The following is a 16,974-nucleotide window of genomic DNA, read 5'->3' as shown; positions in this document are numbered from 1 at the left end:
TTGCCGACAAAACAAACGGAGGAAAAAACCTAATAATTGGATGAGATTACAGCAAGTTAGGGAATGGAGGGCTTAAAGTTGATGCGTATAGGGTCTTCTTAGGCGATCACACCCTTCTCACGCAACAACGCCTCAATCTCCGGCATAATCGTCACGTCATCAATGGTGGAAGGCACCACATACGGCTGTCCATTCACCATCTGCCGCAAGCTCTTGCGCAAGGTTTTGCCCGAACGGGTTTTCGGCAAACGCTTAACGATGTGCGTTTCTTTGTAGCAAGCAATTGCGCCAATCGCACTGCGGATCATCTGCGTCAGTTCCTTCGACAAAGTTTCCTCGTCGATGTCCGTACCCGTTTTCAGCACGACCAGACCCATTGGCAATTGCCCTTTCAGGTCATCATCGCGTGCAATAACCGCGCATTCAGCAACAGACGGATGCCCGCCCACGACTTCTTCCATCTCGCCAGTAGACAGACGATGCCCCGCCACGTTCATCACGTCATCCACGCGACCCATGACGAATACATAGCCGTCTTCGTCAATGTAGCCGCCGTCGCCGCTGGCATAATAACCATCAAAGGTTTGTAGATAGCTGGATTTGAACTTCTCCACATCGCCCCAAATCGTCGCCAAACAGCTTGGTGGCAATGGCAATTTCAGCGCAATGAAGCCTTGTTCATTTCTGCCCAACACCTGTCCGTTTTCGTCCAAAATCTGCACGTTGAAACCGGGGGTCGGCATGGTGGAAGAACCTAGCTTGACTGGCATTGGCTCAACCCCTTGCAGGTTGGCAGTAATGCCCCAACCCGTTTCAGTTTGCCACCAATGGTCAATCACGGGCTTGCCGGTTTTTTCCATCATCCACTCTTGCGTCGGTGGGTCAAGGCGTTCGCCCGCCGAGAAGATGGTCAGCAAGCTGCTGATGTCGTAGTTGTTGATCAGATCAGCATTCGGGTCATCTTTCTTGATGGCACGGAACGCAGTCGGGGCAGAGAACAAACCTTTCACGCCGTACTCTTCGGTAATGCGCCAGAATGCACCCGCATCCGGTGTCATCACCGGCTTACCTTCGTACACAATCGTGGTGCAGCCGCGCAGCAATGGCGCGTACACGATGTACGAGTGACCCACCACCCAGCCTACGTCAGACGCAGCCCAGAACACATCGCCGGGGTTCATATTGTAAATGGCTTGCATACTGTAGTTCAGTGCGACTGCATGACCGCCATTCTCACGCACCACGCCCTTAGGCTTGCCGGTTGTGCCTGAGGTGTAAAGAATGTACAGCGGGTCAGCGCCTTTTACCGGAACGCAATCCGCCGGAGTAGCCGTTGCCATCAACGCATCCCACTCGTAGTCACGCCCTGCAATCAGCGGGGAAGTGGCTTGCGGACGCTGGAAAATAATGCAGCTTTGCGGTTTGTGTGCAGACAAATCAATCGCTTTGTCGAGCAGCGGTTTGTACTCAATCACGCGCTTGATTTCGATCCCGCAAGAGGCAGAAATCATCACTTTCGGTTGCGCGTCTTCAATCCGCTGTGCCAATTCCGGTGCAGCAAACCCACCAAACACCACGGAATGGATTGCGCCCAAACGCGCGGTTGCCAACATGCTGATCACCGCTTCAGGGATCATCGGCATGTAGATAATAACGCGGTCGCCTTTTTCTACACCCAAACCTGCCAGCATACCCGCCGCTTTAGCGACTTCATCGCGCAACTCGGTATAGGTGTAGGTTTTCTTGGTGTCGGTCACAGGCGAGTCGTAAATAATCGCGACTTGATCGCCACGCCCGTTTTCAACGTGGTAATCCAGCGCCATGTACGCAGTATTCATTTCACCATCGGCAAACCAGTGGAAAATGCCGTGTTCGTCTTGCGACAGGATTTTCTCAGGGGCTTTGAACCACTTCAGGGCTTCAGACTTTTCTTTCCAGAAACCTTCTGGGTCGTTCATCGAGCGGTCGTATTCGGCCTTGTAACTCATTGTAATCTCCTCCTCCTAACTATTAAAAACTGTCGCCCGGAATGCGTACCCAGCCTTCCATCAACACCCGCGCACTGCGGCTCATCACGACTTTTTCCACTTTCCAGTCGCCGTTGGTTGCGCTAGCAGCCGCACCCACTTTTAACGTACCGGAAGGGTGTCCGAAGGTCACGACACTACGATCACCACCGCCCGCAGCGAGGTTGACCAAGGTGCCGGGAATGGCAGCGGCAGTACCGATAGCAACAGCAGCAGTACCCATCATTGCATGATGCAGTTTGCCCATCGACAAGGCGCGAACGTTCAAATCAATGTCGGTTGCGTTGATCTGTTTGCCGCTGGAAGATACATAGGCTTGCGGCTTGCCAACAAACGCCACTTTAGGCGTGTGCTGACGGCCTGCGGCTTCAGCAACATCATTGATCAAACCCATTTTCAGCGCACCGTAAGCACGGATGGTTTCAAACATTGCCAGTGCTTTCGGGTCGCCGTTGATGGCTTCCTGCAATTCGCAGCCGGTGTAACCAATGTCTGCCGCATTCAAAAACACGGTCGGGATTCCGGCATTGATCATGGTAGCTTGGAAGGTGCCAACACCGGGTACTTCCAGCTCGTCCACCAGATTGCCAGTGGGGAACATGGCATCAGTAGCATCCACCGGGCTGATGAATTCCACCTGCACTTCAGCCGCCGGGAAGGTCACGCCATCCAGCTCGAAATCGCCGGTTTCCTGCACTTCGCCATTGGTCATCGGCACGTTGGCAATAATGGTTTTCTGGATGTTTTTCTGCCAGATGCGTACCACGGCAATGCCGTTTTGCGGGACGCGCCCGGCATCCACCAAACCGTTATTGATGGCAAATGAGCCAACCGCAGCGGTCAGATTGCCGCAGTTGCCGCTCCAGTCGACGAAAGGCTTGTCGATGGCAACCTGCCCAAACAGGTAATCCACGTCATGGTCGGGTTGTTCGCTTTTCGCCAGAATCACGGTCTTGCTGGTGCTGGAAGTTGCGCCACCCATGCCGTCGGTTTGTTTGCCGTAAGGGTCGGGGCTACCGATCACGCGCAGCAATAATGCATCACGCGCTGCACCGGGGACTTGCGCCACTTCCGGCAAGTCGGTCAGGTTGAAAAACACACCTTTCGATGTGCCGCCACGCATATACGTAGCGGGGATTTTGATTTGAGGGACATGGGACATAATTATCCTTTCCTGTTAATCGTTTTCCCTCACCCCAACCCCTCTCCCAGAGGTAGAGGGGCTAAGAGAAGAGGTCATTATCTTGCTCCCCCTCTACCTCTGGGAGAGGGGGCTGGGGGGTGAGGGTCTTTAAGCCGCTCCTTCCAAAAAATCCTGCGCAAACCGCTGCAATACACCACCCGCCTTGTACACGCGCACTTCGGCAGCAGTATCTAGACGGCAAGTCACAGGAATCCGCACGGTTTCGCCGTTTCTGCGCTGCATGACCACGGTCAGCTCAGCACGTGGCGCGAGTTCACCTTCCACATCATAGCTTTCCGTACCGTCGATGGCGTAAGTTTTGCGCGTTTCGCCAGCCTTAAACTCCAGCGGCAACACGCCCATACCGACCAGATTGGTGCGATGAATGCGCTCGAAACCTTCCGCAACGATGGCTTCGACACCTGCCAACCGCACGCCCTTGGCAGCCCAGTCACGGCTTGAACCTTGACCGTAATCCGCGCCCGCCACGATGATCAGCGGTTGCTTGCGTTCCATATAGGTTTCGATGGCTTCCCACATGCGCATGACTTTGCCTTCTGGCTCCACACGCGCTAGGGAACCTTGCTTGACCTGACCATCCACCACTGCCATTTCATTGATCAGCTTAGGGTTGGCGAAGGTCGCACGTTGCGCCGTCAGGTGGTCGCCACGGTGAGTCGCGTAAGAGTTGAAGTCTTCTTCCGGCAAGCCCATTTTGTGCAGGTATTCACCTGCCGCACTGTTCATCATGATCGCGTTGGAAGGCGACAGGTGGTCAGTGGTGATATTGTCCGGCAATACGGCTAACGGCAGCATCCCTTTCAGGGTGCGCTCACCTGCCAATGCACCTTCCCAGTAAGGGGGGCGGCGGATGTAGGTGGACATAGGCCGCCAGTCATACAGCGGGCTTTTGGCTTCTTCCACTGTGCCCAGATCAAACATCGGGATATAGATTTGCTTGAACTGTTCTGGCTTAACGCTCGCGGCAACGATTGCGTCGATTTCCTCATCCGCAGGCCAGATGTCTTTGAGCGTGATGGGGTTGCCGGATGCGTCCGTACCCAGTGCGTCTTTCTCGATGTCGAAACGGATTGTGCCTGCAATCGCGTAAGCCACTACCAGCGGCGGGGACGCGAGGAACGCTTGTTTCGCATACGGGTGGATACGCCCGTCAAAGTTACGGTTGCCAGACAGGACAGCGGTTGCGTACAAGTCACGGTCAATGATTTCTTGCTGGATAACCGGATCGAGTGCGCCCGACATACCGTTACAGGTGGTGCAAGCAAACGCGACGATACCGAAGCCCAGTTGTTCCAGTTCGGTCAGCAAACCCGCTTCTTTTAGGTACAGCTCAGCAACCTTGGAACCCGGTGCGAACGAGGATTTGACCCACGGTTTGCGTACCAGACCCAGCTTGTTGGCGTTGCGTGCCAGCAAGGCAGCAGCCACCACGTTGCGTGGGTTGGAGGTGTTGGTGCAAGACGTAATCGCAGCAATGATGACCGCGCCATCCGGCATTTTGCCTTCCGCTTCTTCGGCTTGCGCCGCTGCCAGATTCACTGCAATGCCGCGTTCTGCCAAATCAGAGGTTGGCAAGCGACGGTGCGGGTTGGAAGGGCCAGCCATGTTACGCACGACGGTAGACAGGTCGAATTCCAGTACACGCGGGTATTTTGCGTTCACCAGTGAATCCGCCCATAAGCCGGTAGTTTTGGCGTAGTTTTCAACCAGCGCGACTTGCTCAGGTTCACGTCCGGTCAGTTTCAGGTAGTCGATGGTTTGTTCGTCGATGTAGAACATGCCAGCAGACGCGCCGAATTCCGGGGTCATATTGGAAATGGTGGCACGGTCGCCGATGGTGAGGTTTTTCGCTCCTTCGCCGAAGAATTCCAGCCAGGCAGAAACCACGCGTTCCTTACGCAGGAATTCGGTGATCGCCAGCACGATGTCGGTGGCGGTGATGCCGGGTTGACGTTTGCCGGTCAGTTTCACGCCGATAATGTCGGGCAGGCGCATCATGGAAGGTAGGCCCAGCATGACAGTTTCGGCTTCCAGACCGCCGACGCCGATGGCGATAACGCCGAGTGCGTCAACGTGTGGCGTGTGGCTGTCAGTGCCGACGCAAGTGTCAGGGAAGGCCACGCCGTCACGCGCTTGAATCACTGGAGACATTTTCTCCAGATTGATCTGGTGCATGATGCCGTTGCCAGCAGGAATCACGTCCACGTTTTTGAACGCGGTTTTGGTCCACTCGATGAAGTGGAAACGGTCTTCGTTACGACGGTCTTCGATAGCACGGTTTTTGGCGAATGCATCGGGGTCGAAACCACCGCATTCGACTGCCAACGAGTGGTCAACAATCAACTGGGTGGGAACGACTGGGTTTACTTTCGCCGGGTCGCCACCTTGGTCGGCAATCGCGTCACGCAGGCCAGCGAGGTCAACCAGTGCGGTTTGACCGAGAATGTCGTGGCAAACGACGCGAGCGGGATACCAGGGGAAATCGAGGTCTTGCTTGCTTTCGATGAGCTGCTTGAGGGAATCGGTCAGCATTTCCGGTTCGCAGCGGCGTACTAGCTGTTCTGCCAAGACACGCGAGGTGTAGGGCAGGGTGTCGTAGCTACCGGGCTGGATAGCTTCGATGGCAGCACGGGTATCGAAATAGTCCAGCGTTGTGCCGGGTAATGGTTTACGGTATTCGGTGTTCATATATATCCCTTACCCACGCTCTGCCAACGGCATAAATTGCAGGTTTTCTGGCCCCACGTAGTTGGCACTAGGCCGGATAATCTTGCCGTCTTCACGCTGCTCGATAACGTGCGCACCCCAGCCAGTCACGCGGGAAATGACGAAAATCGGTGTGAACATATCGGTCGGTACACCCATTTGCCCGTAGGAAACCGCAGAGAACCAGTCGAGGTTCGGGAACATTTTTTTCAGTTCCCACATGGTGCTTTCCAGACGGTCGGCGATGTCGTACATCTTCATGTCGCCGTTTTCTTCAGCAAGCTGCTTGGCAACGCGCTTGATGACCACGTTACGCGGGTCGGAAAGGGTGTAAACCGGGTGGCCGAAACCAATGACGATTTCCTTCTTGGCAACGCGCTCGCGGATGTCGGCTTCGGCTTCGTCGGCACTGTTGTAGCGGGTCTGGATGCGTTGCGCTTCTTCGTTAGCGCCACCGTGTTTGGGGCCACGCAATGCGCCGATTGCACCGGTGATGCAGGAATACATATCGGAATTCGTGCCAGCAATGACGCGGGCGGCGAAAGTGGAGGCGTTGAATTCGTGCTCTGCGTACAGGATCAGCGAGGTGTGCATCGCACGTACCCACGATTCACTCGGCTTTTCGCCGTGCAGCAGGTGCAGAAAATGCCCGCCGACGGTTTCATCGTCAGTTTCCACTTCAATCATGTTGCCGTTGATGGCGTAGTGATACCAGTACAGCAGCATGGAACCGAAGCTGGCAATCATGCGGTCGATGATATTGCGGGCATCAGCGGCAGGGTGATGTTCTTTTTCAGGCATACATGCGCCGAGCACGGAACAGCCGGTGCGCATCACATCCATCGGGTGGGTGGAGGGTGGCAGGGCTTCGAGTGCCTGCTTGACGGGCATCGGCAGGCCGCGCAGCGATTTCAGCTTGCGCTTGTAAGCTTTCAGCTCAGATGCATTCGGCAGTTTGCCGTGTACGATCAGGTGGGCGATTTCCTCAAATTCGGCCTGTTCGGCGAAGTCGAGAATGTCGTAACCACGGTAGTGCAGGTCATTGCCAGTGCGACCGACAGTGCAGATGGCGGTATTGCCTGCGGCAGTGCCGGACAGGGCGACGGATTTCTTGGCTTTAGGTAAAATTTGCTCTGACATACTCTCTCTTCTCCTTATTCCGCGCCTTTCTCGGCAAACAATTGATCCAGTTTCTGCTCGAAAGCGTGATAGCCGATGGTGTCGTACAGCTCCATACGGGTCTGCATGGTGTCGATCACGTTCTGTTGCGTGCCGTCTTGCAGCAGGTGGGTGTAAACATTTTCAGCCGCTTTGCACATGGCGCGGAAAGCACTCAGTGGGTACAGCACCAGTTGCACGCCTACGTCAGCCAGTTGGGTAGTGGTGTACAGCGGGGTAGCACCGAATTCGGTAATGTTTGCCAGTACTGGCACTTTAATCACCTTGGTGAATTCAGCGTACTGTTCCAGCTTGTTCATGGCTTCGGGGAAGATCATGTCTGCACCGGCTTCGACGCAGGCCATGGCGCGGTCGATGGCGGATTGCATCCCTTCCACAGCCAGTGCGTCGGTACGGGCCATGATAACGAAGCTGTCATCGGTACGTGCATCCACGGCAGATTTCACGCGATCCACCATTTCGGATAGGCTAACAATCGCTTTGTTGGGGCGATGACCGCAACGCTTTTGCATTACCTGGTCTTCGATGTGGAAACCAGCAACGCCCGCCTGGATCATTTCACGGGTTGCACGGGCAATGTTGAACGTGCCGCCCCAGCCGGTGTCGATGTCAACCAGCAGTGGTGCAGAAGTCACGGCAGTAATGCGTTTGGCATCTTCCAGCACGTCATGCAGGGTGGTGATGCCAAGGTCAGGAATGCCTAACGAGGAGGCAGCAACGCCACCGCCCGACAGGTACAGGGCTTTATGCCCGACCTTTTCTGCAATGATGGCACTATTGGCAGTAACCGCCCCAACAACTTGCAGAGGGGCGTGATCTTTAACTGCCTGACGCAGTTTTTGACCGGGGGTAAGTAATTGTTTTGCTGTCATGTTCCTCATCCATCATTTGACTAATACTTTTCCATGCGCCACTGATATGGCGACGCATGAGAATTTCCGCCAATTCGCCGTCACGCGCCGTTAGCGCATCGACGATATGGCGGTGCTGTTGCAAAGCAGGGCGAGTGCGTGCGGAAAGTCGGCTGGTGCGGTAACGGCACATGCGCAACAATTGGTACAACTCACCTGCCAGCAGGTCGATCAACATCTGGTTACGGCTCCCCAGCGCGATCTGGTAATGAAAGTCGAAATCGCCTTCGCTTTGGACATAAATTTGCCCATCGGTGGCTTCGATTTGCTCGGCGTGTTTCTCGAGCAATAGCCGCAGTGTTTCAATTTCTGCGTCCGTCATGCGTAATGCAGCGGTGCGGCAGGCCATGCCTTCCAAGGCTTCGCGCACGGCGTACAAATCTGCCATCATGTCGCGGTCAAGCATCACGACACGCGCTCCGGCGTGTGGTATACGCTTGACTAGGCGCATTCCTTCGAGTTGGCGTAAGGCTTCGCGCAAGGGGCCGCGCCCGATGCCGTAACGTTCTGCTAATTCGGCTTCGTTCAATTTTTGTCCTTGAAGAAGTTCTCCCGTGATAATGGCTTGCGTTAATTTGGTTGAAGCCACATCTGCGAGTGTTCCTTCTGGGGTGTGTAGTGCTAACATGGTGTTATTCTCGACGATTGTTGACAATCTTTTTGCAAATACTAACATTTTAGGTAAAAAAATGAAATTATTATTTGTTTTTGTAGACAAAACAGTGATATCTGGGGTGGTCGATTGGTAAATAACCGTCAGGCGATAAGTTTTGATATAACACCCGTAGAACAGTGATAAAATAACCGTAGTCGTCTTATTGCTAGATTTCAAAGGAAACCTTGTTCATGAATAAACATAAAGTCCGCAAGGCTGTGATTCCGGTTGCTGGTTTGGGTACACGCATGTTGCCCGCGACCAAAGCCATCCCGAAAGAAATGCTGCCGATTGTTGACAAACCCTTGATTCAATATGTAGTGAATGAATGCGTGGCGGCGGGCATTAAGGAAATCGTACTGGTCACGCATTCCAGTAAAAATTCTATCGAAAACCATTTCGACACCAGTTTCGAGCTGGAAACCATGCTGGAAAAGCGCGTCAAGCGCCAGTTGTTGGATGAAGTCCGCTCGATTTGCCCGCGTGATGTCACCATTATGCACGTCCGCCAAGGGCAGGCGAAAGGTTTGGGTCATGCGATTATGTGTGCTTACCCTATTGTAGGTAATGAGCCGTTCGCGGTGGTGTTGCCGGATGTGATCATTGACGATGCCGCCAGCGATCTGAGTAAAGACAACCTTGCTGCCATGTTGGAATTGTACGATGAAACGGGCTACAGCCAGATCATGGTTGAGCCTGTGCCGATGAAAAAGGTGTCATCTTATGGCGTGGTGGACATTAACGGACATACATTGGCAGCCGGTGAATCGGTACCGATGAGTGCGATTGTGGAAAAACCCCCTGTCAGTGAAGCACCTTCTAACTTGGCGGTCGTGGGGCGTTATGTACTTGCACCGCATACTTGGGGTTGGTTGAAGCGTACCCCATTGGGTGCTGGCGATGAAATCCAACTCACGGATACCATCGGTTTGTTGATGCGTGAATACCAAGTCAATGCTTTCCATATTACCGGCAAAAGCCATGATTGTGGTTCTAAAATGGGTTTCATGATGGCGAATATTGAATATGCCTCCCGTCACGGTGACATTGGCAAGCGTTTTAATGCTTTTCTGAAAGAGTATGTGAAAACGCTGTAATGCTGTTAGCGCCACCTGTTTCCCATCCGTTGGATGAGCAGCTTGCCAGTTTGCTGAAACGGCTGGAAGGCAGTTCTTCCAGCACACGGGATCTGGCAATGTTGGTATGGCAGGTGAGTGCGCATACCCGTGAGGGCGTGATTGCCGTGCCGCGTGCGGCTTTGCCGGAAGTGGATTGGGAAGCCTTGCGGAACTCTCCCGTCGTTGGGCAGGAGGGGGATTATAAACCTTTGATTCTAAGCGATACCCATGCTTGGCTGTATCGCTATTGGCACTATGAACAGCGGCTGGCGGAATGTATTCAAACCCGGATACGTGATGACACGTTGCTAATCATTTCCGGGGGGCCAGGCACAGGCAAAACCACCACCGTGACGCGCATTTTGGCGGATTTGATTGCCAGTGGGGTGTCACCAGCGCGGATTTTACTGGCAGCACCAACTGGCAAAGCAGCGATGCGGATGCAGGAGTCGATTCGTCACACCCGTCAGCGCGAAAATATTACCTGCGCGATGCCGGAGCAATCCAGCACCTTGCACCGGTTGTTAGGTTTCATCCCCAATCGGGTCGGGTTTCGGCATGGGATGCATAACCCGTTGGCAGCCGATGTGGTGATTGTGGATGAAGCGTCAATGATCGACATTTCCTTAATGACGCATTTGTTTGAAGCCGTGCCGCCGTCAGCCAAGCTGATTTTGCTGGGCGATAAGGATCAATTGGCGTCGGTGGAAACGGGGTCGATTTTTCGCGACTTGTGCACTGGAGAGGCGTTAGCCGCGCAGATGACGCTGCTGCAAACCAGCTACCGTTTCAGCGAGGCGGATGGCGTGGGGCAATTGGCACAAGCGATTCGTGAAGCGGATGAAGCGCGGTTGTTGGCGGTGTTGACTTCCGCCGATTTTGCTGACGTGACGTTGGATGAATCGCCAGCGGGATTGGATGCGGCGTGGTTACGTGATGGTTGGCGGGATTATATCGCAGCGGTTAATGGCGGTGTAGTCGAGGCGATTTTTAATGCTTTTAATGCCTTACGCATTCTGACCCCGTTGCGGCAAGGGCGGCAGGGTGTCGAAACCCTGAATGGCTGGGTCGATGGGGTGATGCAGCGGGTATTGCCTGCTCACACTGGGGCGCAACGCCCTTGGTATGTGGGGCGGCCAGTGATGGTCACGCAAAACGATTACCGCCAGAATCTATTCAATGGTGACATTGGAATTGCACTACCGGATGCCAACGGTGATTTGCGGGTGTGGTTTCCGACGGGTGAGGCGGGCAATTACCGTGCGATTGCGCCGATTCGTTTGCCTGCGCATGAAACCGCTTGGGCGATGACAATTCACAAAAGCCAAGGTTCGGAATTTACGCGGGTGTTGCTGGTCTTGCCGGAGATGGATGATTTGCCATTGTTGGGGCGCGAATTGCTGTATACCGCAGTGACCCGTGCCAAGCAGGGGATTCACATTTTGGCGAGTCGGGCGATGTTGGGGCGGGCATTACGGCAGGTAACGCCGCCTGCGTCACAGTTGCAAGCGCGGTTGTTGGCTTAAGCGGTTTTTGCGCCCGGTAATTTGGCACATTCGCGGAAAATGCGTTTGTCACAGGTTGCGCAAATGCGGTGATCCAGCCGTTTGGTTAAGGATTGCAAGGCAGCTTCTTTGCTGGAGAACACATTGCCTTCACCAAATTCCTCCACGAAATCAATTCTATCCATGAAGTCGTAAACTTTGTTCTTAGCGCCTTGCAAATACAAGCCGCCGCCAAGGGATTTAAGGCGTTTGGCCTCCTGAATCAGCATTTCCGCTCCGGCAAGGTCGATGAAATTGATGCTTTCCCCCACGATTAGCACATGCTTAATGTGCTGGCGTTCGGCAATGCAAGCCAGTTCGCGTTGTACTTTGTCGAGTGAGCCAAAATAAATCGACATGTCCACCCGCAGTAGCTTCAATTGCGGGCATTCCTTTAGCCCGTATTCGCTGACTTCGGCAAATTTATGGCGCGGTTCGGCAGGGTTCGGGGCTAAATCCACGATGTTAGGCATCGAAGTACGCATGAGGAAAATAATCAGCGACAGCAATACGCCCATATAAATGGCGAATTCCAGCTCCATGAACAGTGTGGCAAAAAACGTGGTTGCCAGAATCGAGGTTTCGGTTTTACTGCTGTGCAAAATATGCTTGATATGTTGAAAGTCGATCAGGTTGTAAGCGACCAGCATGATAATGCCGCCCATTGCTGCGACGGGTAAATACGCCGCTAACGGCGCTACCAGCAATACAATAATACCCAATAAAATTGCGGCAAATACTGCCGACAACGGTGTTTTTGCCCCCGCCGAATAGTTAATCCCCGAACGGGTAAACGAACCAGAACCCGCATAACTGGAGAAAAAACTGCCCGCAATATTCGACAAACCTTGCCCAATAAATTCCTGATTGCCATCCAAACGTTGTTGCGATTTGGTGGCAATCGAGCGGGCAATCGACACCGCCTCAATCAGCCCCAGCAAGGCGACAGCGAATGCGCCAGAAGCTAGTTGTTTCAACGAGGCAAGGGAGAAATCGGGCATGGACAGTGGAGGCAATTGCCCGCTGATTTCACCCACATAAGTGATGCCATGTTGCGCACCGCCAATCGCGATACTGGCAAGACTGCCCATGATCATCCCAAATAACAGGTGCGGCATTTTGGGCAAGTAACGTTTCAGCAGCAGGGCTGACAGCATGGTGAAACCGGCAATTGCCAGAATGTACAGGTTGGTTGCACCGATACCGACACCCACATCCACCCACGTATGCAGAAACGATTCGCCTTTGGGAATGGGGATGCCGGTCACGTATTTGATTTGGCTGGTGGCAATCAGAATCGCTGCCCCAGCCGTAAAGCCGATGACCACGGTATGCGATACAAAGTTAACCAACATGCCCAAGCGCATTAAGCCGAACACCAACTGGTAAACCCCTGCGAGGAAGGTCAGCGTTAGCACCATTTGAATAAATTGCTCCGACCCCGGCTCGGCATAACGGCTGATGGTGGAAAATACTACCAAGGAAATCGCAGTGGTGGGGCCGGATACCAGATGCAGTGACGAGCCAAACAAGCCCGCAATAATCGGTGTGACCATTGCCGTGTACAAACCGTATTCCGGCGGCAAGCCAGCAATCGCCGCAAACGCTACGCCTTGTGGCAACACCACGACTGCGCCAGTAAGTCCCGCAAAGAAATCGGCTTTGAGCGTATTAAAATTGACTAGACCTAGCCAAGTCAAAAAGGGGAAGAAAAATTGTTTCATGCGCTCACTCTGTGCATACCCGAAATAAGCCGAGAATGTTACAACATTAGTGAGTGCTAATTAATTGCGTGAAATCATTAATGGGGTGAAGTCACGGTAAATACTGCCTCGTGTTTCAGTCTGCAACTTTGGTGTTGCAAACTGAAACAGTGATCTGGGCAACGTTATGACTTGGCGTGAGTCGCCACCGTACCAGAACATTCTTTGAACAAGTGAGTGGTACAACCTTCACACAGGCTTTTATCCAGCTTTTGGTAAATCGCGTGGATTGCGGCGGACTTGGACTGAAATACATTGCGTGAACCTTCCTTGTCGAAACATTCGCAGGCTTCCAGCGCATCCCACAAACCTTCCTTGACATTGATCAGGTACAAATTGCCGCCATCTGCCTGCCGTTGTTTGGCTTCTTTGTACAGCGCGTGGCTGCCCTGCAAATCGGCAAAGTTGATGCCTTCGCAAATCACTGCCAAGTGTTTTTGCTGCGGGTGTTCTACGCGAATTTTGCCGAATGTTTCTTCCATATGATTCACCGAGCCGAAGAATAGCGAGCCTTCGACACCCACAAAGCGCAATTGCTGGCATTGGGGTAAATCCGGGTCAGTGGAAAAGGCATGGTTAGGCAAATTCTTATCAGGCGTGCGGGTCAGAATACGCGGCTTGGAGACTTTTTCCAGATACAACACCAAGGACAGCATTACGCCGAGGAAAATCGCAAATTCCAGATCAAGGAACAGCGCACTAAAGAACGTGACGGCTAATACCACGGTTTCGCGTTTCGAGAAGCTGATAATCTCACGTATTTCATGCCAGTCGATCAATCCCCAAGCCACCAAAAACAGTACGCCAGCCATTGCTGCTTTGGGCAAATACGCCGCGTAAGGCGCAACCAGCACCACCACAAATATCAGCAATAATCCGGCAAATACCGCCGCCATTGGGGTTTTCGCGCCGGATTCGTAGTTGACACCCGTGCGGTTAAACGAGCCGGTCGAAACGTAGCCGGAGAAAAACGACCCGGCAAGATTGGATAAGCCTTGCCCAATAAACTCCTGATTGCCATTGATGTTATAGCCGCCGCGTGCCGCCATTGCCCGCCCAATAGATACCGCTTCGGTCAAGGCAAACAGCGTGACTGCCAAGGCAGCGGGAGCCAGCATTTTAATGTTTTCCAGCGTCAACACCGGCGCAGATAAAGGCGGGAAAGAATCCGGTAACGCACCGACCGTTGCGATATGCGTAATATCTGTGCCCAACCACGCATTCAAGCCGACACTGAGCAAGCTACCAACCAGAATAGCCACCACCATGTAAGGCACACGTTTCAACCAGCGTTTAGTCGCGATGCCACTGAGTAAGGTGACGACAGCAATCAATACCGCATAGGCGTTAATGCCGTCCAGATGTTGGGTAAACCGGAATAACAGTTCGGTCAAATTCCCGCCGTTATCCATATCCACCCCGAAAAAATACTTCAATTGCTTGGCTGCAATCAAAATAGCTGCCCCAGCAGTGAAGCCGACCACGACGGCGTGCGAAATGAAATTCACCAACGCACCCATCCGTGCTAGTCCCAGCACCAGTTCAAACACCCCCACCATGAACGTCAGGGTCAAGGCCAGCGTGACATAATCCGGGCTACCGGGGATGGCATGGATCGACAACGCCGAAAACAGTACCACCGAAGCCGCTGTGGTTGGCCCCGATACCAGATGACGCGAGGAACCAAATAGCGCGGCAATAATGGCGGGGATCATCCCAGCGTATAAACCGTATTGCGGCGGCATCCCCGCGATGGTGGCAAACGCCACCCCTTGCGGTAGCACCACGACAGCCCCGGTTAAACCGGCAATAAAATCTGCCCGCAGGTCACGCCCATTGATTTTAGGCAGCCAGTTGAGAAATGGCATTAGCCATGTCCAGTAAGAAGGAAGTGCTTGAACGCTCATGATGCTCACTTGGTGTGTAAGGCCATATTAGGGAAGGTTGGAGTAGTTGTTGCAGCATTGGCAGCGTCTTGTTTTTCGCGTTCAATTTCAGTCAGTACCCGTTGCAGGTTGGCTTTTTTGTCTTCTGTCGTCAGCAGTTCGCCTTCGTATTGCATCGCCAGCCCGTTAAGGATGGTTTTTAGTGCAGCCGATAAATGGTTCATGAGAATGGTTTCCTTGGTTAAGAATAGTATTTGCCAGTTCTATAGCAAGGGGCGTGCCAGCCTTTTGATGATGTTTAACTAACTGTTATTTAACGACAAACATGAAATCTGCTGAGTGATACCGCTGTGTCTGCTGTTACAGTTTGCAACGGGGTTTTGATGGATCTTTATAGGTCATTGTATTTAAATAATATTTATCGCAAAGTCATTGGTGTTGCATAGTGAAACACTCAGTTTCAGTTTGAAACGCCATAGCTCTTCCTTTCGGGCAGGCTGTATACCCCTAGTTTTATTGATAGTATAGCGGCGCGACTGATGTGGCCGTATTTTTACCAGATGGGGAGAGTTTGCATGATGATGAAACAAGGTTTATGGGCAATGTGCTTACTGAGTGGCATGAGTTTTGTGGTGGGTAATGTTGCGCTGGCGGAATCCAGTACGCCGCTGACTGCTCCCACTGCACCCGTTGCGCCGACCGCACCGGTTGCGCCAGCGGCTTCCGTGGCAATACCTGCTTGCGCCCCTGCGGTTGCACCGATTACTGAGCAGGATGTGCAAGCAGCACAGCAAGCGTGGGCAGACGGTATTGTCACGATTGGCAAAACCTATCAGGAAAAAGGCGATTACTCAGCCGCCGCGACCAAACTGCTTGACCAACTTTATGCGTTTGATGAGGGTGAAGTACTGTTCAAGCCCACCAAAGCGGCTGAAGATCAATTCCGTGGAAGTAAAGACGAAGCACTGTCTTATTTTGTGAAAGGCAAAGAAACCGAAGATCACGGTTTTGCCCTGCAACCCTGGTCAAAAGTGCGTTTTGAAAACGAAGCGGTTGCGATCAACCAAGACACGGCGGAAGCAATGGGTAACTATTACTTCACCGATGCCGCAACCGGCAAGGAAACCAAAGTGGAATATACCTTTGGTTACAAGCGTGCCAAAACGGATGGGCATTTGGCCATTTTCCTGCATCACTCTTCATTGCCTTACCACCCCGAACATTAAAAGACCCTCTTTCTTGCTCCCTTCACCCCTTGCGGGGGAAGGGTTGGGGATGGGGGGAATATTACGGCACGTCAAAAAACTCGACTTTACCCGTCTCTAACGAATATTCAGCACTCACCACCAGCAAACCTTCATTCGCAATCAGGTTTTCCAGAATTTCCGAACCGTGGCGCAAATGACTGGTGGCAGCACGAATATTGGCACGTACTGCGTGTTTCATCAGGGCTTCGGGATCATCGCGCAACGGTGTTTCCATTAAGGTGGCAACAGCGGGGGCAATGCGTTCGACGATAGAACGCTGGTTGCGGGACGGGCTTTGCAGGTTATGGCGTAATTCCTCGATGGTGGCATGAACTGCGCCACATTGCGTATGCCCTAGCACTACCACCAGCCGCGTGTTGTATTGGGTGGCGGCGAATTCCACGCTGCCGATTTGTGAAGGCGCGACAATATTCCCCGCGACGCGAATCACAAACAGCGAGCCGAAACCTTGGTCGAACACCAATTCCGCTGGAACCCGCGAATCCGAACAGCCCAGAATAATCGCAAAAGGGTTTTGCCCCTCGGTCAGGCTGGCACGTTGCGTGTGGCTTAATAAAGTATCCAGACTGCGCACATTGTTGGCAAAACGTTGATTGCCTTCTTGTAAACGGGCGAGTGCTTCCGCCCCGCTCAAGTTGCTTTGTTTATTTGGCATGATTGTTCTTCCTAAAACACGAATGTTGGATGGTAAAGAGTACGCATCCGGTTTTCAA

13 protein-coding genes are annotated in these 16,974 nt (G+C 53.1%); 3 read left to right on the top strand and 10 right to left on the bottom strand.

Annotated features, from left to right (window positions below; translation table 11 throughout):
* Positions 1-98: 98 nt before the first annotated feature.
* The 6 genes from BLV87_RS16490 to BLV87_RS16465 all read right to left on the bottom strand — a co-directional run bounded on the left by BLV87_RS16490 (position 99) and on the right by BLV87_RS16465 (position 8,655).
* Positions 99-1,988: a propionyl-CoA synthetase gene (locus BLV87_RS16490; protein WP_093070449.1), complete on the bottom strand. Its 1,890-nt coding sequence runs from the start codon at positions 1,986-1,988 to the stop codon at positions 99-101.
* Between the two features lie 22 nt (positions 1,989-2,010).
* Complete coding sequence (prpF, locus tag BLV87_RS16485; protein WP_093070447.1) at positions 2,011-3,189, bottom strand: 2-methylaconitate cis-trans isomerase PrpF; 1,179 nt, start codon at positions 3,187-3,189, stop codon at positions 2,011-2,013.
* 129 nt (positions 3,190-3,318) lie between these two features.
* A complete protein-coding gene (acnD, locus tag BLV87_RS16480; RefSeq protein WP_093070445.1) occupies positions 3,319-5,919 on the bottom strand; it encodes a Fe/S-dependent 2-methylisocitrate dehydratase AcnD in 2,601 nt (866 codons plus the stop codon).
* Positions 5,920-5,928: 9 nt separating this feature from the next.
* Positions 5,929-7,077 (bottom strand): bifunctional 2-methylcitrate synthase/citrate synthase, encoded by a 1,149-nt coding sequence (gene prpC, locus BLV87_RS16475; protein WP_093070444.1) that lies wholly within the window; start codon positions 7,075-7,077, stop codon positions 5,929-5,931.
* A 14-nt stretch (positions 7,078-7,091) separates the two neighbouring features.
* Complete coding sequence (gene prpB, locus BLV87_RS16470) at positions 7,092-7,988, bottom strand: methylisocitrate lyase (protein WP_093070442.1); 897 nt, start codon at positions 7,986-7,988, stop codon at positions 7,092-7,094.
* Positions 7,936-8,655 (bottom strand): GntR family transcriptional regulator, encoded by a 720-nt coding sequence (locus BLV87_RS16465; protein WP_093070440.1) that lies wholly within the window; start codon positions 8,653-8,655, stop codon positions 7,936-7,938. The genes prpB and BLV87_RS16465 overlap by 53 nt, the downstream gene beginning before the upstream one ends.
* Positions 8,656-8,873: 218 nt before the next feature.
* Here BLV87_RS16465 and galU point away from each other — a divergent pair, with 218 nt between their 5' ends.
* A complete protein-coding gene (gene galU, locus BLV87_RS16460) occupies positions 8,874-9,779 on the top strand; it encodes a UTP--glucose-1-phosphate uridylyltransferase GalU (protein WP_093070439.1) in 906 nt (301 codons plus the stop codon).
* The gene (gene recD, locus BLV87_RS16455; protein ID WP_093070437.1) at positions 9,779-11,326 is read left to right on the top strand and encodes an exodeoxyribonuclease V subunit alpha; all 1,548 of its coding nucleotides are present in this window, start codon (positions 9,779-9,781) and stop codon (positions 11,324-11,326) included. The genes galU and recD overlap by 1 nt, the downstream gene beginning before the upstream one ends.
* Here recD and BLV87_RS16450 read toward each other — a convergent pair.
* The 3 genes from BLV87_RS16450 to BLV87_RS16440 form a co-directional block, all read right to left on the bottom strand.
* A complete protein-coding gene (locus BLV87_RS16450; protein WP_093070435.1) occupies positions 11,323-13,068 on the bottom strand; it encodes a SulP family inorganic anion transporter in 1,746 nt (581 codons plus the stop codon). The genes recD and BLV87_RS16450 overlap by 4 nt on opposite strands.
* 164 nt (positions 13,069-13,232) lie before the next feature.
* On the bottom strand, positions 13,233-15,014 hold the full coding sequence (locus tag BLV87_RS16445; RefSeq protein WP_093070433.1) for a SulP family inorganic anion transporter: 1,782 nt from the start codon (positions 15,012-15,014) through the stop codon (positions 13,233-13,235).
* A 5-nt stretch (positions 15,015-15,019) separates the two neighbouring features.
* Positions 15,020-15,217: a hypothetical protein gene (locus BLV87_RS16440; protein WP_093070431.1), complete on the bottom strand. Its 198-nt coding sequence runs from the start codon at positions 15,215-15,217 to the stop codon at positions 15,020-15,022.
* Between the two features lie 351 nt (positions 15,218-15,568).
* Between BLV87_RS16440 and BLV87_RS19885 the strand changes: the two genes are divergently transcribed.
* Positions 15,569-16,219, top strand: coding sequence for a hypothetical protein (locus BLV87_RS19885; RefSeq protein WP_245707062.1), 651 nt, complete (start codon positions 15,569-15,571; stop codon positions 16,217-16,219).
* A gap of 61 nt (positions 16,220-16,280) precedes the next feature.
* On the opposite strand, the gene BLV87_RS16430 is transcribed toward BLV87_RS19885, so the two are convergent.
* Positions 16,281-16,916, bottom strand: coding sequence for a carbonic anhydrase (locus tag BLV87_RS16430; protein ID WP_093070429.1), 636 nt, complete (start codon positions 16,914-16,916; stop codon positions 16,281-16,283).
* Between the last annotated feature and the right edge of the window lie 58 nt (positions 16,917-16,974).

This window comes from Thiothrix caldifontis (assembly GCF_900107695.1).
GTDB classification, from domain to species: Bacteria; Pseudomonadota; Gammaproteobacteria; order Thiotrichales; family Thiotrichaceae; genus Thiothrix; species Thiothrix caldifontis.
This window is presented reverse-complemented; position numbering and strand designations above follow the sequence as displayed.